The organism is Fundidesulfovibrio butyratiphilus, assembly GCF_054657235.1.
The window spans coordinates 356,345-377,011 of the sequence record NZ_BAAHXA010000001.1 but is presented as its reverse complement, the minus strand read 5'-3'; the positions used below and the strand labels follow the sequence as shown (position 1 = coordinate 377,011).

The following is a 20,667-nucleotide window of genomic DNA, read 5'->3' as shown; positions in this document are numbered from 1 at the left end:
CGCCAATCTGTCCAAACAAATGGGACCACTTCACACGTCGCGAACAAGGAGATCCGCTATCTCAAGGCGATCTTCAACTTCGCGAAGAAGTGGAAGTGGATCTTTGAAAATCCGGTGGAGGGAATCCCTCTTGTCCCGGTTGAGAAGCGTTTGAAATATGTCCCCAAGCCGGAAGACATCGACAAGGTCATTGCCGAAGCGGACCCTGATACCCAGGATTATCTTTGGGTGATCCGCAAAACAATGGCGCGCGTCAGCGAAGTGAACAGGCTCACCTGGGATGATGTCGATTTGGAGAGTAGGGCGGTCGTGCTCTACACTCGCAAGAAAAAAGGTGGTCATCTCACCCCGCGCAAGGTTCCCATGACCAGAAAGCTTTTTGAAGTCTTATCCCGCCGCGAATCGGAACGAGATCCCGGTAAACCGTGGATTTTCTGGCATTCGTACACAAGTGGCAAGACCGGAAAAACTGAAGTCGGTCCTTACAAGGATCGGAAGAAGTTCATGCGGACGCTGTGTGAAAAGGCAGGTGTGCGATATTTTCGGTTCCATGCCCTGCGGCATTCGGGGGCTTCGGTCATGGACAGTTTGAACGTGCCCATTGGCTCGATTCAGCGGATTCTCGGTCATGAAAATCGCACCACGACCGAGATCTATTTGCACAGCATTGGTGACTGCGAGAGGCGTGCGATGGACATCTTTGAAAGCGCCCGTGTGGAAAAAGTCCCACACCAAGTCCCACACCACGAAAAAGGGGTTCAGGACCGTGTGTCCTAAACCCCTGATTTTCTGGTGCGCCCGGCAGGATTTGAACCTGCGGCCTACGGATTCGTAGTCCCAATTTTAGAGCTTCACGCTACATCACTAAAAGTCACGAAAACCGTTGACTGACGCGGCTTCCCGGTCTAATTGCCTTCACGAAGCGTCACGCAAAAACACCCTGTTTCATCGAAAAAAGCGGGGCAGGAGCGGGGCAGAAATCGACGCACTGAGGTGGTGACCATGGCCTACGTGAAGAGCAAGTACCCCGGAGTCAGGTTTCGAGAACACCCTACGCGGAAACATGGGGTTCGCCCTGACCGATATTTTTTCATCCGATACAAGCTGGACGGCAAGGACAAGGAAGAGGCTGTCGGCTGGGCTTCTGGGGGCTGGACCGAGGCCAAGGCGGCGGCTCGACTATCCGAGTTGCGGGAGGCCCAACGTACAGGCAGTGGGGCCGTGACTCTGGCCGAAAAGCGCGCTCAGGCCGAAGCCGAACGCCAAGCCCAAGAGGAAGAGCGTCTAGCCCAGGAACGCGCCGGCCTGACGCTCGAAGCCATCTGGCCCGGATATCTTGAGGTGGCGACCGCGACCAAGAAGCCCGAGTCTGTACGTCGAGAACAAGACCTTTGGCGGCTTTGGATAAGCCCGACGCTTGGCCGCAAGGCCCTGCGGAAAATCACGGCCCTGGACCTGGAGCGAATGAAGAAGCGCATGGCGGACGCCGGGCGCGCCCCGCGTTCCATTCAGTACGCCTTGGCCGTGGTCCGCCAAATCTTCAACTTCTCCCGCAAGGCCGGCTTCTTTGAAGGCGATCACCCCGTGCGCCAGGTGAGCAAGACCAAGGTGGTCAACCAGCGGGTGCGCTTTCTGACGCCAGAGGAGGCCGGGAGGCTTCTGGAAGCCCTGGCCGGGGTTTCCATGGACGTTCACGACCAGGCCTTGCTTTCGCTCTACTGCGGCTGTCGCTGGGGCGAGGTTATTTCCCTGACCTGGGGGCAAGTGGACTTGGGCGGGTGTTGCATCCACCTCCTGGACACGAAGTCCGGTCAGCGGTCCGTGCCCATGCCGTCAGAAGTTCAAGTGATGCTTGAGCGTCGGCGCGGCGAGGCGTTCGGAGTCAGGGCCGATTCCATGGTCTTTCCGACCAGGAGCGGCGTCCCTGTCCGTCAGGTGAGCGAGTCTTTCAATCGCACGGTGAACGCCTTGGGCTTCAACGAAGGGCTGACCGACCGGCGGCAAAGGGTCTGCTTCCATACCATGCGGCATAGCTACGCTTCCTGGCTGGTGATGGCCGGGGCTCCCCTCTACACGGTCGCCAAGCTCATGGGGCATTCCACGCTGTCCATGACGGAACGCTACGCCCACTTGGCCCCGGATCATGTCCGCGAAGCCGTGGCCAGTCTGGAAGCCTTCGGCAAGGCCAGGACCGGCGGCAAGGTGGTGCGTCTGGGAGGCGGGACGAAATGACGCCAATTGCTGTTGCCCGTGAAATCCGCTTGTATGTGGGCGAGGATGGCCGTTGCCCGTACAAAGAATGGATGGAGGCCTTGCGGGATATTCGCGCCCAAGCCCGGATCGGTCAGCGTCTTGACCGCTTGGCGACCGGGAACCCCGGCGACGTGAAACCTCTTGGCGAAGGGCTGGCGGAACTCCGCATAGACTACGGCCCCGGCTATCGCGTCTATTTTGGCCAGCATGGGCATAAGCTGGTCATCTTGCTGTGTGGCGGGGACAAGACAACGCAATCGGTAGACATCAAGGCCGCCCGGCGATATTGGGCGGATTGGAGGAATCGGCCATGAAGGACATATCCTACGACGACCACATGACCGAATGGCTTCGTGACCCGGCCCACGCCGCCGAGTATTTGAGCGCCGCCCTTGAGGACGGCGATTGCCCCGCCCTGGCCTTGGCCATTGAGCGCGTGGTCAAGGCTCGCTCCCTACAGTCTGCCGGCTTGCCCCCTGACGGTTTGGAAGCCCTGTGCCGTCTCAAACCTCTTCTCGACAACCTGGGGATGCACTTGGCCGTGACCGCCAGATAGGCATCGAACTGGCCTTGAATCGCCCAAGGAGGTGGAATAGACATGGCGGGAATTCCATTCAGTCAGGTGTGCGCCCGGATGATGGCCGATCCTGAGTTCAGGAAGGAATACGAAGCCCAGGAAGAGGAGTTCGCCTTGATTGCGGCCATGATCGACGCCAGGAGCAAGGCGGGTCTCACGCAAGCCCAGGTGGCCGAACGCCTGGGCAAGGCGCTGGACGCGCCCTGGAAGCGGTTCCTGTAGGGCCGTAGACGATACTTCGCTTGAATTACGGGCGGCTCCACCTGCGTGGAACCGCCCAAACTTTTTTCCCAGAAGGGCAAAAAAGCCGGAATCCGGTTCTCATTGAAATATAAGGAGAATATCAGACTTCCCCCATTAGGGAAAAGGGGGAATTTCCTCTACTACCCGAACAATTTGGCTTTCAGGACGCGGACTTGAATGAAAAGTCACGATGGATGTAGACTCCTCTGAAAATTTCAAAGGAGAAAACCTTTATGAATGCCATCATCGAAGGCTTGCGTCAATCTTTGCCCCCGGTTTTCGGTCGCCGGGCCGTTGAAGAACACACAGGCGGGCTTCTGCCGGCCGGAACCTTGCGGAACCTGGATAGCCAGGGGCAGGGGCCGGAAGGGGTCTGCTACATGGGCCGGCACCTTGTCTACGAACGAGAGAAGTTTCTTGCCTGGTTCGAGGCCAGGTTGACGGCAACCCCGGCTTCGCGCCCGGTGCGGCCCCGGAAGAGGGCTGGAAAATGAGCGTTGAGCTTCTGAAAAACGAAAGGCCCGCCGAAGGGAGGGCGGGCCTTTCTGGGGCAGATTCTTGTGGCGAAAATGTGTTGCCGAAATTCCATACCGCCGACGCTGGGCAAAGTCAACCCCTAGACGCTGCGCTGAAGTATGCGTCCCGTGGTTGGCATGTATTTCCGTGCAAGCCGGACAAGCGGCCATACACCACGCACGGGTTCAAAGATGCTTCAACAGACGAGGCTACCATTCGGGCTTGGTGGTCAGAATGGCCGAACGCCATTCCGGGCATCCGCACGGGGGCCGAAAGCGGCGTTTTCGTCGTCGATATTGACCGCCCCAAAGTCGAGAGCGGGCCGGACGGGGAAGAGTCGCTTGCAAAACTCGAAGCGCAGCATGGGTGGCTTCCCAGGACACTGACAGCAAAAACCCCGCGAGGCGGGCGCCACCTGTTTTTCAAGATGCCGAAAGATGGGCTTCCCATCCCGAGCCGCGCTTCCAAGATCGGCCCCGCCTTAGATGTGCGGGGCGACGGTGGCTACGTCGCGGCGGCTCCGGGCCGGACGGAAGCCGGGGCTTACGCCTGGGTGAACTATGGCACCGGGGTGGCCGAAGCCCCGGCCTGGCTGGTGGAAGCCTGTAGACGAGCGGGAACGGCGCCCACAGGGCCACGGGAGACCACGCCGGTCATTGAGCTGGACTTGCCCAAAACCATCGTCAGAGAGACAGCTTGGCTCCTGAATAAGGCGCCCCTCGGCATTGCGGGCCAGGGAGGTGACGACACCACATTCTCCGTGGCGGCCAGACTTAGGGGTCGAGGCTTGAGTGAAGAAACGACCCTCGACCTCATGTTGCAGTTCTGGAATGAGCGATGTGATCCAGAGTGGGATTATGTGGACCTAGCCAAGATAGTCCGCAACGCTCAATCTTACGGCCAAAACGCTCCGGGCGCGGAGGCGCCCCAGGCCGCTTTCCCAATTTGGGAGAACCCGGCGCACTTACCGCAAGGCCCGGTGAGGGCCGCCGCTGAAGACTACGCACGCACTGAAGACGGCGTGGCGCAACACTTCATCGATGCACACGAAGCCCATGTTAGGTTTAATGTATCACGAAAGCAGTGGCTTATATGGTCCAGCACACATTGGCGGCCCGATGAAACACGGAGGGTTGCTGACCGCATTCGCAAACTGTGTCGCCATCATGCACAACACGCAAAGGCGCTTGCAACAAGCAAAGCTGTTCGCGCTGTAGAAGCGCTTGCACAAACAGACCAGCGCATCGTTGTAACGGCTGACATGCTCGATAAAGATTTGTGGCTCCTCGGTACGCCGGGAGGCGTGGTGGACTTGCGAACGGGCGTGTTACGTGAAGGTAGGCCGGATGATGCTATCACGAAGTTAACGTCGTGCGCCCCCTCTGAAACGGAAGACTGCCCGACGTTTCTACGGTTCATAGACGAAATAACATTACGCTACATAGAATTGCAACGGTTCTTAAAGCAGTTCTTTGGGTATTGCCTGACTGGAAGCACGCAAGAGGAAGTGTTGCTATTTGGTTACGGTCCTGGTGGGAATGGTAAATCCAAGCTCGCTGAAGCAGTAATGCGCGTTCTGCATGACTACTCTGTTACGGCTGGAATTGATACGTTCTTGGCCAGTCGGGGAGATAGACACCCGACAGAGTTAGCAGCGCTTGCAGGGGCGCGGCTGGTATCAGCAAGCGAAACAGAGCGTGGCGGTACGTGGGCCGAAGCACGCATCAAGCAACTTACTGGCGGGGACGTTGTTACAGCGCGCTTCATGCGTCAAGACTTCTTTTCCTTTAAGCCACAATTTAAGCTACTTGTTATTGGCAATAAGAAGCCGGCTCTAAGCAGTGTAGATGAAGCGATGAGGCGTAGATTCCTTATCGTACCATTCACGTTTGTACCAAAGCGCAAGGACAGTGAGTTATCAAAAAAGCTGGCAACCGAAGAGGCAGGCATACTGCGTTGGATGATTAACGGTTGCCTTGACTGGCAAGAGCACGGGCTTATACGTCCAGGCGTTGTAGTAAGCGCGACGGAAGACTACTTCTCCGCACAAGATGTTATAGGTTCATTCATTGACGAGCACTGTGAAGTCGGTGACGGGCTATGGTGCAAGCGGAGCGAGTGCTACAGCGCATGGTGCTCATATGCAAAAGCGGCTGGTGCTCAACACATGAGCGAGGTTGCGTTCATCGACGAAATGCGTGCCAGGGGATTTAGAGACGTAAACAAAAACGTCACTATGTCTGGCGGTAAGAGGACTTCCCATCGGGCATTCGCAGGCATGCAAGTTACATCCCTGGTTGGCGGGTGTTGTTTGTCTGGCGACGCCTTCTAGCGCCGTTACCAACCGGTCATTTGGCCCCTGGTGGACAGCCCACCAGGGGCTTTTTTGTGGGCGTCGCTCGGTAAGATGTGCTGAGGTTGTTTACTTTCAACGCATTACGCTGTCGAGCGAACAGGAGGGACAACCACAACCCATTGAATTTGTTAGATGAGTGCGGGGTGTGTGCGCCCTGTGTGCGGGGTGTGTGCGCCTTAACCTGTTGGCATGATTAGATGAGTGCGGTGTGTGCGCCTTTTTTCTAGGTATCCCCGCTATAGGCTCCTCCTCTTCCCCCTTGCCCCCATAGTCCGCGCATGATGCGCCGCCAAGGCGCACACGCCGCACTCATTCAATGAAATCGAATGGATAGCCCGCACACAGGGCGCACACAGGGCGCACACAGGCCGCACACAGGCCGCACACAGGCCCATGGTGGGCACCATGTTCCGACGCCGGGCCAGGGGGCACGGAAGCGGGATTGCCCTGCCCCGCCCGCCCACAACCCTGCCCGCCCACATCCACACCCACCTGCTCGCGCCTCATAAAATCATATGGCCGGGTCATAAAAAAGTCTAATGATTGACGGTAGATAGACCGCGGACCCCCACAAATTCGCACACTGCCATTTTGAAAGCATTTTTCGATACTGTGATGTGCTTGCCTATTAAATAATGCAGAATCGTTAATAGCTAGAGTCTTTGCACTTTAGAAAGATTTTTTATGGGGATATTGTGATGCAGAATGATGCAATGTGATGCAAATCTAGCACATCATAGACTCTATGGATAGGAAAAGGGTGAAAATTCTAGTTTCATTTTCCGCGACAAACGGCGAAAGTGCCTTTGAGCGAGACGACGATAACATTTTCAAGAGGTTTGAGATGAAAAATTTTTCGATTTTTATGCGCCCAGAGGTTTTCAAGAGGCTGAAAGTCCTGGCCGTGGTGAACTCCGTTCGCCTGGGCGATGCCGTGGATGGCCTGTTGCGCTTGGCCGAAACCAGCCCCGCCGCCAAGGTGGCCCAGGCCATGGCCTCCTCGGACGGCGAGGCCGGCGAGTTGGTGCCTGAGCTGGACCGTACCTACATCGACCAAGAGCGCGACCGGGGAGCCTTGCCGGAGGAGTTCTAAAGTGCCGCTCTCGGCGGCATACGCGTCCATACTAAAGAGCTTTCCAGGGGGCACGGCCATGCTCCGTGGCCAAATCTCGATGCACATTCCAAGCAAAAACCAGGGCAAAGAGCCTGACACAAAGGAAAACAATATGGCTTTTGATCCGAAAGAATTGCGAGGGAAGCTTTCCAGCCTGTCCGCGCAGATGCGGGATTTGGTGGAGAACACTCCTCCCGAGAAGTGGGGACCCGCGCACGCCAAAAAATTCGACGCGATGGAGCGCGAGCACAAAGCCGTTGGCGATGCCCTCGACCGGTATCAGGCTCTTCTGGACAAAATTGCTGACGAGCGCGGAGCCTCTGACTTTTCCGGCAGCTATTCCCCCGACTTCTATGATGGTGGAAGTATGCGAGACGCCCTCAAGGACTACGTTATCCGTGGTGATGCGTCCGGCTTCGGCTTTAGCAACGCGCTTACTGAAGGCGCTGATTCCGGCGGCGTTCTTGTTCCGTTTGAATTGAGCAGAGAAATCATGGCCATTGCAAAGAAGTACAGCCCGTTGCGCGATCTTGCTCGCGTGGTACAGATCAAAACCACTGCATCGCGGTTCGCGCAACCTGTAATTGTTTCCGGTGCTGGAAGTGGTTGGGTTGGCGAGGAAGACGCAAGGCCGGCTACCACTGTGCCGAAGATAGACGGCGTTGAGTTCGCTGACGCGGAAATTTACGCAAACCTTCCGGTAACTGCTTGGCTCGATGAAGATACACAGGCCGGCGCTGTTATTGTAGCTGAAATCGGAAAAGCGTTTGGTCGGCAGGAAGGTGAGGCTTTCATTTCTGGTACAGGCGTAAAACAGCCTCTCGGCATCCTAACCAGCCCGGCTACTGCGGAAGCCGACGATGTGCGCGCCTTCGGCACTGTGCAATACATCCATTCTGGAGCGGAAAGCACCATTACGCCCGATGGCCTTATCGCGTTGTTATACCGGTTATTGCCTGAATGCCGCTCCAATGCTGCTTGGATCATGAACTCAACTACGATTGCCACTGTTCGGAAGCTCAAAGACAACAATGGCAACTACCTTTGGAGCGATGGTCTTAGCGCTGGCCAGCCGCCCATGTTGCTCGGTGTCAAGGTGGTTGAGGCGAACAACATGCCGGACATTGCGGCCAACGCTTTTCCGATTGCTGTTGCTGACTGGAAAAGTGCCTACACCATTGTTGACCGAAGCATGAGCCTGCTTAGAGACCCGTTCACAAACAAGCCTTACGTTAACATTTATGCGAAAAAGCGTGTTTCCGGCGCTATCGTTGACTCTTGCGCGATCAAGCTGTTGAAGATTGCTGCTTAATAGTTGCAGTCGCGTTGCGCTGTAAAAGACGCAACGTGGCTGTTTCTCCACGCAGATATACGTGGTGCCGGCCAAGCCGTTAAACAGACCTCCTTGGCGGGCTTGGCCGGTAATACACGGGCTGGTCGGAACGGTGAGCCGGCCAGCCCTTTTATAATGCAAGATGGGGAAAGGAAGTGTGTTGCAGTGGCTTGGGGCGGAACGAAAGCTATTAAAGATGGTGCTATGCGGCGTGGTTTGAAGGTGAAGTATCTTGAGAGGAGGTACGCTCTCCTTACAGAGAATAATCGCCACGTTGTAGATGGCAATATTGCGGAACTGCGGGCATTGTTCCGTGGGCAACCAACGCTGCGGCGGCCTGGAACTGGTGGTCTTAGCGATGAGGCGTTTCGAGAATTGCGCGACAAAGCAGCGCGTCACGGAATGCGGCTCAAGAGGCGTGTTGCTGGATCGACGCGTGTTTATGAGTTGTTTATCAATGGGGAGCCAGTGTTGCAAAGTGCCCGTCAAGACGAGTTGCTTGACTTCATAAGAGCGTTACGGTGGCCAGGGTTGAAGCGTTGAGCGCTGTAATATTTGCGCTGTGATTGTATGTTTTTAGCATACTTTCATGAGTGCACAATGTATGTTAAAAACATACAACACAAAATTATTACATTTTTCTTGACAAAACGCTCACACATTGCCGTATAGTGCCCCGCAAGACGACAGATAAATAGGAGCACGGCAATGGACAAATGGACTCGATTTGTGGTGCCTGGGAATCCGACTTGTAAAGTCAAGGCTGAAGACGTGCGCTTGGCTATCATGACGCAGCGTAGCGGTGGAAAGATAGCTGGCAAGGTATGTGTGGATTTTCGATTCTGCTTTCCAGTTCCCGAGTCAGTACGCGGTAAGTGTAGGGCTGACATGCTGGCGCAAGGCGTACCGCACACAAAAAAGCCGGACTTTGATAACTTGGCGAAGCCTTATTGCGAAGCGATTACCGGAGAAGTGCTTGAAAGTGGCGCGCAGGTTGTGTGCTCCCTCATCGTGAAGCAGTATTCAGATGAGCCGAGAACCGAGATATACGTTAGCGAGCTAGATGTGCGGGACATTTCGAGGCTATATTATGGGCGGGTTGCTAGTTCGTGGCCCGCGTCACCTGACGAGGTTGCGGCTTGACCACGCCCGGCACCCAGCGATAAGACAATCTCACGCACTGCCCCGAGGCGTGGCCGGGCAAGCCCTGGCGAGGCAAGGCACGGCATGGCCGGGCCTGGCAAGGCAAGGATGGGCTCCCATTTCGATGGGAGCCCTTTTTCATGCCCAAGGGCCGGAAAGCCTTGCGCGAGGTTAGCCTGTGCTGAATCCTGGTGGGCCGGGGTAGGCCCTGACATGGGCGGGACGGCGGGACGCGGCAGGGGCTCAACAGGGACAAGACGACTGCCGGGCAGGCCCCGGAGCCACGGCAAGGCGCAGTCCGACCGCCTTCAGCACCGCGAGCAACGTCTTGAGTGTCGGATTGCCCTTGGGCGACAGGGCGCGGTACAGGCTTTCGCGCTTGATGCCGGCGACCTTGGCCACGTCGGCCATGCCGTAGGCTTCGGAGACGTGGCGCAGGGCGATGAGCAGTACGGCCGGTTCTTCGGTGTCTTCCATAGCGGCCTGAAGGTATTCCGCCGCATAGGCCGGATCGGCGCGAAGCTCGCGCACAAGGGCTTCGTCATGGTCAACGCTCGCACGGTCGAGATTCTTCATGCTTGCATCCTCCTTTTGAAATCGGCCAGGTAGTCCACGGCCTTGTCTATGTCGGCGTCCTGGGACCGTTTGTCGCCCCCACAAAGCAGCAAGACGACTTGGGAGCCCACCACGCCAAAATAGACACGATATCCTGGCCCGTGGTCTACGCGCAATTCCGACACGCCGTCTCGCACGGGCTTGCAGTCGCCAAAATTGCCGGCCTTGAGCCGGTTGATTCTGGCGACTATTCGCGCCTTCGCCCGCACGTCCCGAAGACGTTCAAGCCATTCCGTGATGACCTCCCGACCGTCTTCGGTCTGGTAGCGGCGGACGACGTTCATGTCTATTTGTAACTTTTAAGTTACGAGTGTCAAGGGGGATGCCGCCGGTTTGGCGGGTGCCTCATGCGTGACGTGCGTGGACCGAGGGGCGGGGCAAAAAGCGGGGCGGGGCAGGAGCGGGGCAAAATTTCAACCCCAACGAAAAAAGGCCCTAGCGATTTTCGCTAAGGCCTTGTTTTCTTTGGTGCGCCCGGCAGGATTTGAACCTGCGGCCTACGGATTCGTAGTCCGGCGCTCTATCCGCTGAGCTACGGGCGCGTCGAGAAGTGGGCTTATAGATGGCGAAGCCGGGTCCGTCAAGCGTTTTTCAGGAATTTTCTGCGGTGACGAAAAAACTTCTTTCATCACCGGCGGCCAGCAGGAACCAGCGGGGACGCAGACGGATGATTTCCGCGTCAGGAGCTTCAAGAATTTCGCGAAGTTGCGGATGGCGAGCCTCCATCAGGCGCAGGATGTGCGTCCGTTCGCGCGAATCGGCCACGGGATCGTGCAGTCCGCCCACGGTCACGGCGCGAGTCGAGGCCCGATCCCCGGACAAAGCGCTTTCCCGGTCGTCTATGAGCACGGCCAGCTTGGGGTTGCGCACCAGATTGGCCCATTTGCGCGTGTCGCGCCGGGTTACCATGTACAGCGCGCTCATGTCCGGCTCCACGACATAGGCCATGAGCGAGGCATAGGGTTCGTCCGACCGACTGGTGGAGAGCACGCACAAGTCGCAGTCTTCAAGAAGCTGGACGATGTCCTCGGTTTGGTTCATTACTTGGCTCCTGTCGCACGGGGGCTTTTCGCCGCCTGTCGCGAAAACATCTTTTGCATAGCCCAACCATGCCAAGCCTTCAACACAAGCTCGAATGCTCCCGCTCATTTCTTGAAGCCCTGTTGTCCGAGCACGGTTCGGATCGGGTGGTTGTGGCCTGGACCGGCGGCAAGGACTCCACCGTGGCGCTTTCGCTCTGGCGAAAGGTTCTGGCCGAGGCCGGCGTGAGTCGGCCGGCCAGGGCGATCAACCTGGATACGGGATACAAGTTCCCGGAGATCCTGGCCTTTCGTGACCATTGGGCGAAGCGATGGGGATTGGATATCACCATCGTGCGCCCGGATCCCGCCGAAATTCCCGAGGTCGTCGCCCGAGATCCGCTGACGTGCTGCAAGGCGCTCAAAATCGAGCCCTTGCGCCGCGCCTTGACCGCCTTGGACGCGTCGGTTCTGGTCACCGGGGTGCGCGCCGACGAAAATCCCGCCCGAACCGCGCCGGAAATGCTGACCGCCAAGCGCGACCCGGATCACCTTCAGGCCAACCCGGTGCTTCAGTGGGGGGAAATGGACATCTGGGCCTACACCGTGCGGGTCGGGCTGCCCTGGTGCGAACTCTATGCCAAGGGCTACCGTTCGCTTGGGTGCGTTCCCTGCACCCGGCCGGCCGTGGCCGGCGGAGAACGGGCCGGACGCGACCAACGCAAGGAAAGCCGTATGGCCGATCTGCGCGCGCTTGGCTACTTCTGAGACCGCGAAAACGGGGCTTGTTTCGGCGATTGCGCCCGGCGAGGCCCGTTCCGGGCGATTGGCAATGCCCGCGAAATGGGCTAGCCTGCTCTGCCCGAAACGGGGGAGTATATTTTCATGAATCATCCTTCCTGCCTCGCGCCGCCCGTGCGGCGAAAAACCCGCGTCATCCGTCTGGGCGACATGCTCATCGGCGGGGGCAATCCCGTGCGGGTGCAGAGCATGACCAACACCGACACCCGGGACGCGGCCGCGAGCCTGGCCCAGGTGCGCGCCCTGGCCGAAGCCGGGTGCGAGATCGTACGCCTGGCCGTGCCCGACGAACAGGCCGCCCGGGCCCTCAAGGCCATACGGGCCGAGTCGCCCGTCCCCCTGGTGGCGGACATCCATTTCGACCACCGTCTGGCCTTGTCCGCCCTGGAAGCCGGAGTGGACGGACTGCGCATCAATCCCGGGAACATCGGCGGAGCGGACAAGGTGGCCGCCGTGGTGCGCGCCGCCAGGGAACGGGGAGCGCCCATTCGCATAGGCGTGAACTCCGGGTCCGTGGAGCGGCGTTTGCTGGAAAAATACGGCGGTCCCACTCCCGAAGCCATGGTGGAAAGCGCGCTCGGACACGTGGCCCTGCTTGAAGACGAAGGGTTCGACCAGATCAAGATTTCGCTCAAGTCCTCGTCGGTGCCGGCCACGGTGGCCGCCTACCGGCTCATGGCCGACCGAGTGGACTATCCGCTGCATATCGGCGTCACCGAGGCGGGCACGCCGCTTCGGGGCGCGACCAAGTCCGGCGTGGGCTTGGGCATTTTGCTGGCCGAAGGCATCGGCGACACGCTCCGGGTCTCGCTGACCGGCGACCCCCTGCCCGAAATGGACGTGGCCTGGGAGCTTCTGCGCTGCCTGGGCATCCGCCGACGCGGGCCGGAGATCGTGTCGTGCCCCACGTGCGGTCGCACCGAGATCGATCTGGCCGGTCTGGCCCAGGCCGTGGAGGCCAAGCTGCGTTTCGTCACCCGGCCGGTCACGGTGGCCGTGATGGGCTGCGTGGTCAACGGACCGGGCGAGGCCCGGGAGGCCGACATCGGCGTGGCCGGCGGCCGTGACTGCGCCGTGATATTTCGCAAGGGCGAGGTGCTGCGCAAGGTGCGCGGCGAAGCCAACGTGCTGGGCGAATTTCTGCTCGAAATCGACAAACTGCTCAGGGAGTTCGACACCACATGCGATTGAGTTCCTCCTTCGTTCCCACCCTCAAGGAAGATCCGGCCGACGCCGAGGTGATAAGCCACAAGCTCATGGTGCGCGCGGGCATGATCCGCAAGCTGACCTCCGGCATCTACAACTTTTTGCCCACCGGGCTCAAAAGCCTCAATAAAGTGGCCAACATCTGCCGCGAGGAGATGAACCGGGCCGGAGCGCTGGAGATCCTCATGCCCGGAGTGCAGCCGGCGGACCTCTGGCGCGAGACCGGGCGCTACGACCACTACGGCCGCGAGCTTCTGCGCTTCAAGGACCGGCACGACCGCGACTACGTGCTTGGCCCCACCCACGAGGAGGTGGTGACCGACCTGGTGCGCAGCGAAGTGCGCTCCTATCGACAATTGCCGCTCAACCTCTACCAGATCCAGCACAAGTTTCGCGACGAGATCAGGCCCCGCTTCGGGCTCATGCGCGGACGCGAGTTCGTGATGAAGGACGCCTATTCCTTCGACAAGGACGAGGAAGGCGCCATTGCCAGCTACCAGGCCATGTACGAGGCCTACAAGCGCATCTTTACCAGGCTGGGGCTCAAGTTCCGGGCCGTGGAAGCCGACACCGGGTCCATTGGCGGCAACTATTCCCACGAATTCATGGTGCTGGCCGACACCGGCGAGGACACCATAGCCGCCTGCATGGCCTGCGAGTACGGGGCCAATCTGGAAAAGGCCGAGGCCGTGGTCGCTTCCGGGGAAAAACCCGCCGTGTGCGGAGCCTTCGAGCAGGTGGCCACGCCCGGCGTGCACACCGTGGAGGAGTTGGCCCGGTTTCTTGCGATCGATTCGTCCCGGGTGGTGAAGACGCTGCTCTACGTGGCCGACGGCAAACCCGTGGCCGCGCTGGTGCGCGGCGACCGGGAGCTCAATCCGGTGAAGCTCAAAAACGCCCTGAGCGCCGCCGAAGAGCCCGAATTGGCCACGCCCGAGCAGGTGCAAGCCTGGACCAAGGCCCCCGTGGGCTTCGCCGGGCCGGTGGGGCTGGCCGTGGAGACCATCGTGGCCGACCGGGAATTGGCCCTGGGCACGGACTGGGTGGTGGGAGCCAACGCGGCCGACGCGCATCTGGTTCACGTGGACCTGGACCGCGACGCCAAGCTCACCGGCTACGCCGACTTGCGCTCCGTGGTGGAAGGCGACGCCTGTCCCAGGTGCGGCGCGCCGCTCTCGCTTACGCGCGGCATCGAGGTGGGGCACGTCTTCAAACTGGGATACAAGTATTCCGAGGCCATGCGGGCCACTTTCCTGGACGAGCAGGGCAAGGAACGCCCCCTGTACATGGGATGCTACGGCATCGGCGTGTCGCGGGTGATCGCGTCGGCCATCGAGCAGAACAACGACGCGTCGGGCATCATTTTTCCCCCCTCGCTGGCGCCTTTCGAAGTGGCGGTGCTTTGCCTGGACGTCAAGGGCGCTCCCCTGGCCAAGGCCGAGGAAATCTACGAGCTGTTGCGCAAGGACTTGGACGTGGCCCTGGACGACCGCGACGAGCGCCCCGGCGTCAAGTTCAAGGACGCCGACCTCATGGGCTCGCCCATGCAGGTGGTCGTGGGGGGCAAGGGGCTCGGCCGTGGTGTGGTGGAGGTCAAGGACCGGCGCACCGGCGAGAAGTCCGAACTGCCCGTGGACGGTTTTGCCGAGGCCTTCGCCCAGTGGCGCGCGGGCGTGCTGTCGGGGTGGGACGCGCGCTAGCGTCCGATCCGGTCGCATGGCGAAACGAAGCATGATGACCCGCATTGCCGCCGCGGAACGCGTCGGCGTCTTGCAAGGGGCGTGAGGCCCGATGCCTCCTATCTTCCGCGTGGCCGAGCTGACCCAGGCTCTCAAGGATGTGGTGGAAGGCCAGTTCCCGTTCGTCCGGGTGCGCGGCCAGGTGTCGAACCTGGCCCGTCCCGGCTCGGGACACATCTATTTCAGCCTCAAGGACGCCGAGGCCGTGCTGGGAGTGGTCTGGTTCAAGGGAGCGCGAACCTACGCCGAGTTGGAAGGCGGCGAACGGTTCGATCCGGTCACGGGCGAGGTGTTGACGGGAGGCGGCGACCCTGCCGCAGCCCTGGCCGACGGAGCCGACGTGGTGGCGGCCGGACGACTCACGGTCTATCCCCCGCGCGGGGCCTACCAACTCGTGGCCGAGTTCGTGCAGGACATGGGCGTAGGGCGACTGCACCTGGAGTTCGAGGCCCTCAAACGCAAGCTCATGGCCCTGGGCTGGTTCGACCAGGCGCGCAAACGGCCCCTGCCCGTGGACCCGGTGCGCGTGGCCGTGATCACCGCGCCGACCGGAGCGGCCATCCGCGATTTTCTGCGCGTGGCCCGGGGGAGGGGGCTTGGCGGCGAGGTGCGTCTGTATCCCGTGCTGGTGCAGGGAGAGGCCGCGCCCGGCCAGATCGCGAAAGCCCTGCGCGCGGCCGGGTCCGACGGGTTCGCCCAGTGCGTGGCGCTCATCCGCGGCGGCGGATCGTTGGAGGACCTGTGGGCCTTCAACGACGAGGAGGTGGCCCGGGCCATCGTGGAGTGTCGCGTTCCGGTCGTCACGGGCGTCGGGCACGAGGTGGACACCAGCATCGCCGACTTGGCGGCGGACCTGCGCGCGGCCACTCCCAGCCATGCGGCCCAGATTCTCTGGCGTGACCGCGAGACCCTGGCCCAACGCCTGGATGAGGCGTGCATGGATTTGGAAGCCTCCTGGGCGCGCCACCTGAACCTGGCCGGTCAGTCCTTGGCGGCCCTGGAAAAGGCCCTGGGGTGGCTTTCTCCGGCCGGGCAGGTGCGCCGTCTGGAAGAACGCACCCAGGCGCTGGCGCATCGCTTGCGTTCCGCCGGGGCGGCGCTCCCGGTTTCCGGCCAAATGCGTCTGGACGACCTGTGCGCACGGCTGGAGCGGACCGGGGAAGAGGCGCTTGTTTTGGCCTCCGCCCGTCTGGAGGCCCTGGAACATCGGGCCGAATTGACTGGAGAGCGCATGCTCTTCGTTCGCGCGGCCCGGTTCGAACCCTTGGCCGCCCGCCTCGCCGGGTTGGACCCCATGGGGCCGATCGCCCGCGGCTACGCCCTGGCCAGGCTGGCGGACGGAACGTATTTGCGCTCGATTTCCCAGGTTCGACCGGACCAGGCCCTGGACGTGGTGGTGCGCGACGGAACCGTGCGCACCCGAGTTACGGGCGCCGAACCGGAGGCCTCATGACGCGGCGCGAATTTTGTCTGTGTTGCGGTCTTGCCCTGGCCTGGAGCCGGACGGAAGCGGCCTTGGCCCAGGCGGAAGTCGCGCGGGCCGCCGGGGCGGGCCAGGCCATGCCGGGGCCGGGAAACACGGCCGAAACGGTTTGGGGACCGCTGCGGGTCGTCTGTCCGGTGGAAGTGGAGGAGGGGGATCCCTTTCTGATCCTGGTGAAGACCGACACTCCCTGCGAACGGATCAGCCTGGCCTGGCTGGGAAAAAATCTGGATGTGCCCCTGGCCTCCGACGGACGGGGCGCTCGGGCCGAGGTCCTGCTCGGCGCTGGCCTTGGCGTGGCCGCCGGGGAGTACGTTCTGACCGTGGAGGCGGCCTTTGCCGGCCGGCGTGAGACGGCCATGATTCACGTGCCGGTGCGGGCCAAGGCGTTCCCCGAGCAGCGTCTGAGTTTGCCCAGGGCCATGGTGACGCCGAGTCCGCAGGCGCTTGCGCGCATCCGGCGCGAACGCGAGGAAATCGCCAAGGTCCTGGCCCTGGTCAGTCCGCGCCGGCTCTGGACGCTGCCCCTGGTCAGGCCCGTGCCGGGTCCGATTTCCAGCGCCTTCGGCCTGCGCAGGGTGCTCAACGGCCAGCCGCGCGCTCCGCATCGGGGGATCGACTTTCGCGCCGCGTTGGGCGAACCCGTGGCCTGCCTGAGCGCGGGCCGGGTGTTGCTCACGGGCGATTATTATTTCAACGGCCGGAGCGTGTTCGTGGACCATGGCCAGGGCGTTTTGTCCATGTATTTCCACCTGTCGCGTGTGGACGTGGCCGAGGGTGGGGAGCTGTCCGCCGGCCAGACCGTGGGCCTGGTCGGGGCCACGGGACGGTCCACCGGGCCGCATCTGCACCTGGGATTTCTGGCGCTGGGCCAGGCCGTGGACCCAAGCCCGCTCATGCGCGGCATACGCTGAACTTTCGGAGGACCCCATGTGCGCCAAGGAAGCCGCTTTCGAAAAAAACATGGAGCGCCTGCAACAGATCGTGGAGCAACTGGAATCGGGAGAGCTCCCGCTGGAAAAGGGCGTGGCCCTGTATACCGAGGGCCGCAAGCTGGCCAAGGCCTGCCGGGGCCAGTTGGAAAAGGCCAGGCTGACGGTGAGCCAGGTGGGGCCCGAAGGACTGGCCCCGTTTGATTCCGGCGGCGACGGGCCTGACGCGGGAAACGGGTAGTCCGAATATTTTTTCAAGTAGTGCTTGAAGGTTTTGTCCCGGGAAAACGCCGGGACGCGTGGGCGACGCGCTTCGGCCGCGGCGCCCGAACGCGGCAAGCATTCTCCCGCTCCGCCCACAAGGGGAAAACCCGGCGCGGGTGTTCAACGTCCAGGCAAGGAGGACGACGTGGCGACGGTCAAGGAACGTTTGCAGGCCTATGGAGGCGAGGTGGAAGACCGCCTGGCCACGGTGCTCAGGGGCAAGGACATTCCCGTATCGCTTCTCGAAGCCATGGAGTACAGCCTCATGGCCGGGGGCAAGCGGCTTCGGCCCGTTCTGTGCCTGTGTTTTGCCAGGATGTTCGGGGTCACGGACCTGGCGGCGGTGGATTTCGCCTGCGGCTTCGAGATGATCCACACGTATTCGCTCATCCATGACGACCTGCCCGCCATGGACGACGACGACCTGCGCAGGGGCATGCCTTCCAATCACAAGGTCTACGGCGAGGCCATGGCCATACTGGCCGGGGACGGGCTGCTCACCGAGGCTTTCCGGCTCATGGCCGGCTGCGGCGAAAAGCTGGGGGCCGAGCGGGTGAACATGGCCCTGGCCACCGCGGCCACCGCGGCCGGTGCGGCCGGCATGGTGGGCGGCCAGGCCCTGGACATGGCCTACACCGCCAAAACCGACGTCACCCTGGACGAACTGGCCGTCATGCAGGCCAAGAAAACCGGGGCGCTGCTCACGGCGGTCTGCCAGTGCGGGGCCCAATTGGCCGGCGCGTCCCAGGCCGACGTGTCCCAGGCCGTCACCTACGGCCAGGCCGTGGGAGCCGCCTTTCAGATCGTGGACGACGTTCTCGATCTGGTGGGCGATGAAAAGACCCTGGGCAAGCCCGTCGGCTCCGACGTGGAGCAGGGCAAGACCACCTATCCCTCCCTTATGGGCGTGGACGCCAGCATGGAGCTGGCCGGAAAGCTCATCTCGGCCGCCGTGGCCTCCATCGCGGCCTACAAAGGCCCGGAAGCCGACTTCCTGCGCGACCTGGCCCAATACATCGTCGACCGCGTGTCGTAAGCGAGGCCCTCATGTCCGAATTGTCCCATAAACCGCCTGTGATTCTGCCCGGACTGCACGCCCCCACGGACGTGGCCGGGCTCAACCTCGAACAGCTTGGCGAACTGGCCGAGGAAATTCGTCAGCTCATCATTTCGACGGTATCGGAAAACGGCGGCCATCTGGCCCCGTCGTTGGGCGTTGTGGAACTCACCCTGGCCCTGCTCTCGGTTTTCGACCCGGCCCGTGACCGCATCGTCTGGGACGTGGGCCACCAGGCCTACGCCTACAAGATCCTTTGCGGCCGGGCCGAGCGCTTCCACACCCTGCGCACCCTGGGCGGAGTGAGCGGATTCCCCCGCCGGGAGGAAAGCCCCTACGACCACTTCGGCACCGGCCATTCCAGCACGTCCATTTCGGCCGCCCTGGGCATGGCCATGGCCCGCGATCTGAAAGGCCAGCGCAACAAGGTGCTGGCCGTGATCGGCGACGGTTCCATGACCGCCGGACTGGCCTACGAGGGCCTCAACCAGGCCGGAGGCTGCGGACGCGATCTGGTGGTGATCCTCAACGACAATAAGATGTCCATCTCGAAGAACGTGGGAGCGCTCTCGCTTTTTCTTTCGCGCAAGTTGTCCAACCGTTGGCTGGTCAAACGCAAGCGCGAGGTGGAGGCCGTGGTCAAACAACTGCCCTACGGCAACGAATTCATGGAGTTCGTGCGCCGGGGCGAGGAGTCCTTCAAGGGATTCTTCACGCCGGGCATGCTGTTCGAGGCCTTCCGGTTCAATTACGTGGGCCCCATCGACGGCCACAACACCGAGAAGATGATCAAGGTATTCAAGGAAATTCGCGAGGTGGACGGCCCGGTGCTGGTGCACGTGTTGACCAAAAAAGGCAAGGGCTACAGCTTCGCGGAAGACAATCCCACATATTTTCACGGAGTGGGGTCTTTCGAACCCGAAACCGGCGAGGTGATCAAGTTCGCCAGCTCGCCCGCGCCTTCGTTCACCGACGTGTTCGGCCAGACCCTGTGCAAGCTGGCCAAAACCGATCCCCGGGTGGTGGCCATAACGGCGGCCATGCCCGAAGGCACCGGACTGGGCGAGTTCTCGCGCAAGTTTCCCGACCGGTTCGTGGATGTGGGCATCTGCGAACAGCACGCCGTCACGTTCGCCGCCGGACTGGCCGCCGAGGGCTACAAGCCCGTGGTGGCCATCTACTCCACGTTCTTGCAGCGTTCCTACGATCAGATCATCCACGACGTGTGCCTGCAGAACCTGCCGGTCACCTTCTGTCTGGACCGGGGCGGCATCGTGGGCGAGGACGGCGCCACCCACCATGGCGTGTTCGATCTCTCCTACCTGCGCCACATTCCCAATCTGGTGGTCATGGCCCCCAAGGACGAACCCGAACTGCAACGCATGCTGCTCACCGCGCTGGCCCACCCCGGACCGGCCGCCGTGCGCTACATGCGCGGAGTGGGCGTCGGCGCGCCGCTTCTCGACCACCCCGAGCCCATCCCCATCGGCCAGGGCGAGCTTTTGCGCGACGGCGCGGACGCCCTGGTGATCGCCGTCGGCAGCCGGGTGGTGCCGGCCCAGTGGGCGGCGGAACAGATTGAAATCCGCAGCGGCGCGCGGGTGGCCGTGTACAACGCCCGTTTCGTCAAGCCGCTGCCCGCCGAGGAAATCGCGGCCCTGGCCAGGCGTTTCGACAAGATCCTTCTCGTGGAGGAAAACGCGCTCATGGGCGGCTTCACCTCGGCCGTGCTTGAAGCCCTGAGCGACGCCGGGGCGCTTTGCGGACAAAAGATCGTGCGTCTGGGCATTCCCGACTCCTTCGTGGAGCACGGCGGGCAGAAGGTGTTGCGTTCCAGGCTGGGACTGGACACCGAGGGCATTGGCAAGGCGCTGGAGCGGCTGCTTGAAGGCAAGGAGCAGGCTTGAGGATAGGGCGCGGAGGCAAGGCTTTCACGGCGCTTTGGCCCGAGGGCGATCCCGGCAAGCGGGGCTTTGCGGGCGGTTCCAGGACGGCTTCGCCGCCCGGACGTCGGCC

The 20,667-nt window shown here is 61.5% G+C and carries 20 protein-coding genes and 1 tRNA gene; 17 read left to right on the top strand and 4 right to left on the bottom strand.

Annotated elements, in window-relative coordinates; genetic code table 11:
• Nucleotides 1–150 precede the first annotated feature (150 nt).
• The 9 genes from ACYQ01_RS01770 (at nt 151) to ACYQ01_RS01730 (ending at nt 9,535) form a co-directional block, all read left to right on the top strand.
• Nucleotides 151–777, top strand: a complete 627-nt coding sequence (locus tag ACYQ01_RS01770) for a tyrosine-type recombinase/integrase (protein ID WP_459932117.1) — start codon at nt 151–153, stop codon at nt 775–777.
• A gap of 225 nt (nt 778–1,002) precedes the next feature.
• Nucleotides 1,003–2,232, top strand: coding sequence for a tyrosine-type recombinase/integrase (locus ACYQ01_RS01765; RefSeq protein ID WP_459932116.1), 1,230 nt, complete (start codon nt 1,003–1,005; stop codon nt 2,230–2,232).
• Nucleotides 2,229–2,567 carry a type II toxin-antitoxin system RelE/ParE family toxin gene (locus ACYQ01_RS01760; RefSeq protein ID WP_459932115.1) on the top strand — a complete coding sequence of 113 codons (339 nt, stop codon included), beginning with the start codon at nt 2,229–2,231 and terminating at the stop codon, nt 2,565–2,567. Before ACYQ01_RS01765 ends, ACYQ01_RS01760 begins: the two co-directional genes overlap by 4 nt.
• A complete protein-coding gene (locus ACYQ01_RS01755) occupies nt 2,564–2,809 on the top strand; it encodes a helix-turn-helix domain-containing transcriptional regulator (RefSeq protein WP_459932114.1) in 246 nt (81 codons plus the stop codon). The genes ACYQ01_RS01760 and ACYQ01_RS01755 overlap by 4 nt, the downstream gene beginning before the upstream one ends.
• Before the next feature lie 42 nt (nt 2,810–2,851).
• The gene (locus ACYQ01_RS01750) at nt 2,852–3,052 is read left to right on the top strand and encodes a hypothetical protein (protein WP_459932113.1); all 201 of its coding nucleotides are present in this window, start codon (nt 2,852–2,854) and stop codon (nt 3,050–3,052) included.
• A 511-nt stretch (nt 3,053–3,563) separates the two neighbouring features.
• Complete coding sequence (locus tag ACYQ01_RS01745) at nt 3,564–5,921, top strand: phage/plasmid primase, P4 family (protein WP_459932112.1); 2,358 nt, start codon at nt 3,564–3,566, stop codon at nt 5,919–5,921.
• Between the two features lie 868 nt (nt 5,922–6,789).
• Nucleotides 6,790–7,038, top strand: a complete 249-nt coding sequence (locus tag ACYQ01_RS01740) for a hypothetical protein (RefSeq protein ID WP_459932111.1) — start codon at nt 6,790–6,792, stop codon at nt 7,036–7,038.
• 58 nt (nt 7,039–7,096) lie between these two features.
• Nucleotides 7,097–8,371 (top strand): phage major capsid protein, encoded by a 1,275-nt coding sequence (locus ACYQ01_RS01735; protein ID WP_459932110.1) that lies wholly within the window; start codon nt 7,097–7,099, stop codon nt 8,369–8,371.
• A gap of 729 nt (nt 8,372–9,100) precedes the next feature.
• On the top strand, nt 9,101–9,535 hold the full coding sequence (locus ACYQ01_RS01730) for a RusA family crossover junction endodeoxyribonuclease (protein ID WP_459932109.1): 435 nt from the start codon (nt 9,101–9,103) through the stop codon (nt 9,533–9,535).
• 243 nt (nt 9,536–9,778) lie between these two features.
• Here the strand turns inward: ACYQ01_RS01730 and ACYQ01_RS01725 are convergent, their stop codons facing one another.
• The 4 genes from ACYQ01_RS01725 to ACYQ01_RS01710 all read right to left on the bottom strand — a co-directional run bounded on the left by ACYQ01_RS01725 (nt 9,779) and on the right by ACYQ01_RS01710 (nt 11,191).
• Nucleotides 9,779–10,111 carry an addiction module antidote protein gene (locus tag ACYQ01_RS01725; protein WP_459932108.1) on the bottom strand — a complete coding sequence of 111 codons (333 nt, stop codon included), beginning with the start codon at nt 10,109–10,111 and terminating at the stop codon, nt 9,779–9,781.
• The gene (locus tag ACYQ01_RS01720; protein ID WP_459932107.1) at nt 10,108–10,434 is read right to left on the bottom strand and encodes a type II toxin-antitoxin system RelE/ParE family toxin; all 327 of its coding nucleotides are present in this window, start codon (nt 10,432–10,434) and stop codon (nt 10,108–10,110) included. The genes ACYQ01_RS01725 and ACYQ01_RS01720 overlap by 4 nt, the downstream gene beginning before the upstream one ends.
• A 182-nt stretch (nt 10,435–10,616) precedes the next feature.
• Nucleotides 10,617–10,692: transfer RNA gene (locus ACYQ01_RS01715), tRNA-Arg, on the bottom strand.
• 49 nt (nt 10,693–10,741) lie between these two features.
• The gene (locus tag ACYQ01_RS01710; RefSeq protein ID WP_459932106.1) at nt 10,742–11,191 is read right to left on the bottom strand and encodes a pyridoxamine 5'-phosphate oxidase family protein; all 450 of its coding nucleotides are present in this window, start codon (nt 11,189–11,191) and stop codon (nt 10,742–10,744) included.
• A 68-nt stretch (nt 11,192–11,259) separates the two neighbouring features.
• On the opposite strand from ACYQ01_RS01710, the gene ACYQ01_RS01705 reads away from it, so the two are divergent.
• From ACYQ01_RS01705 to dxs, 8 genes are all read left to right on the top strand, one after another.
• On the top strand, nt 11,260–11,937 hold the full coding sequence (locus tag ACYQ01_RS01705) for a phosphoadenosine phosphosulfate reductase family protein (RefSeq protein WP_459932105.1): 678 nt from the start codon (nt 11,260–11,262) through the stop codon (nt 11,935–11,937).
• 117 nt (nt 11,938–12,054) lie between these two features.
• Complete coding sequence (ispG, locus tag ACYQ01_RS01700) at nt 12,055–13,161, top strand: flavodoxin-dependent (E)-4-hydroxy-3-methylbut-2-enyl-diphosphate synthase (protein ID WP_459932104.1); 1,107 nt, start codon at nt 12,055–12,057, stop codon at nt 13,159–13,161.
• On the top strand, nt 13,152–14,876 hold the full coding sequence (locus ACYQ01_RS01695; protein ID WP_459932103.1) for a proline--tRNA ligase: 1,725 nt from the start codon (nt 13,152–13,154) through the stop codon (nt 14,874–14,876). Before ispG ends, ACYQ01_RS01695 begins: the two co-directional genes overlap by 10 nt.
• 91 nt (nt 14,877–14,967) lie before the next feature.
• On the top strand, nt 14,968–16,368 hold the full coding sequence (xseA, locus tag ACYQ01_RS01690; protein ID WP_459932102.1) for an exodeoxyribonuclease VII large subunit: 1,401 nt from the start codon (nt 14,968–14,970) through the stop codon (nt 16,366–16,368).
• Complete coding sequence (locus ACYQ01_RS01685; RefSeq protein WP_459932101.1) at nt 16,365–17,312, top strand: M23 family metallopeptidase; 948 nt, start codon at nt 16,365–16,367, stop codon at nt 17,310–17,312. The genes xseA and ACYQ01_RS01685 overlap by 4 nt, the downstream gene beginning before the upstream one ends.
• A 16-nt stretch (nt 17,313–17,328) precedes the next feature.
• Nucleotides 17,329–17,571 (top strand): exodeoxyribonuclease VII small subunit, encoded by a 243-nt coding sequence (xseB, locus tag ACYQ01_RS01680; protein WP_459932100.1) that lies wholly within the window; start codon nt 17,329–17,331, stop codon nt 17,569–17,571.
• A 168-nt stretch (nt 17,572–17,739) separates the two neighbouring features.
• A complete protein-coding gene (locus ACYQ01_RS01675; RefSeq protein WP_459932099.1) occupies nt 17,740–18,630 on the top strand; it encodes a polyprenyl synthetase family protein in 891 nt (296 codons plus the stop codon).
• Nucleotides 18,631–18,641: 11 nt separating this feature from the next.
• Entirely contained in the window at nt 18,642–20,558 is a 1,917-nt protein-coding gene (gene dxs, locus ACYQ01_RS01670) for a 1-deoxy-D-xylulose-5-phosphate synthase (RefSeq protein ID WP_459932098.1), read from the top strand.
• Nucleotides 20,559–20,667: the final 109 nt, after the last annotated feature.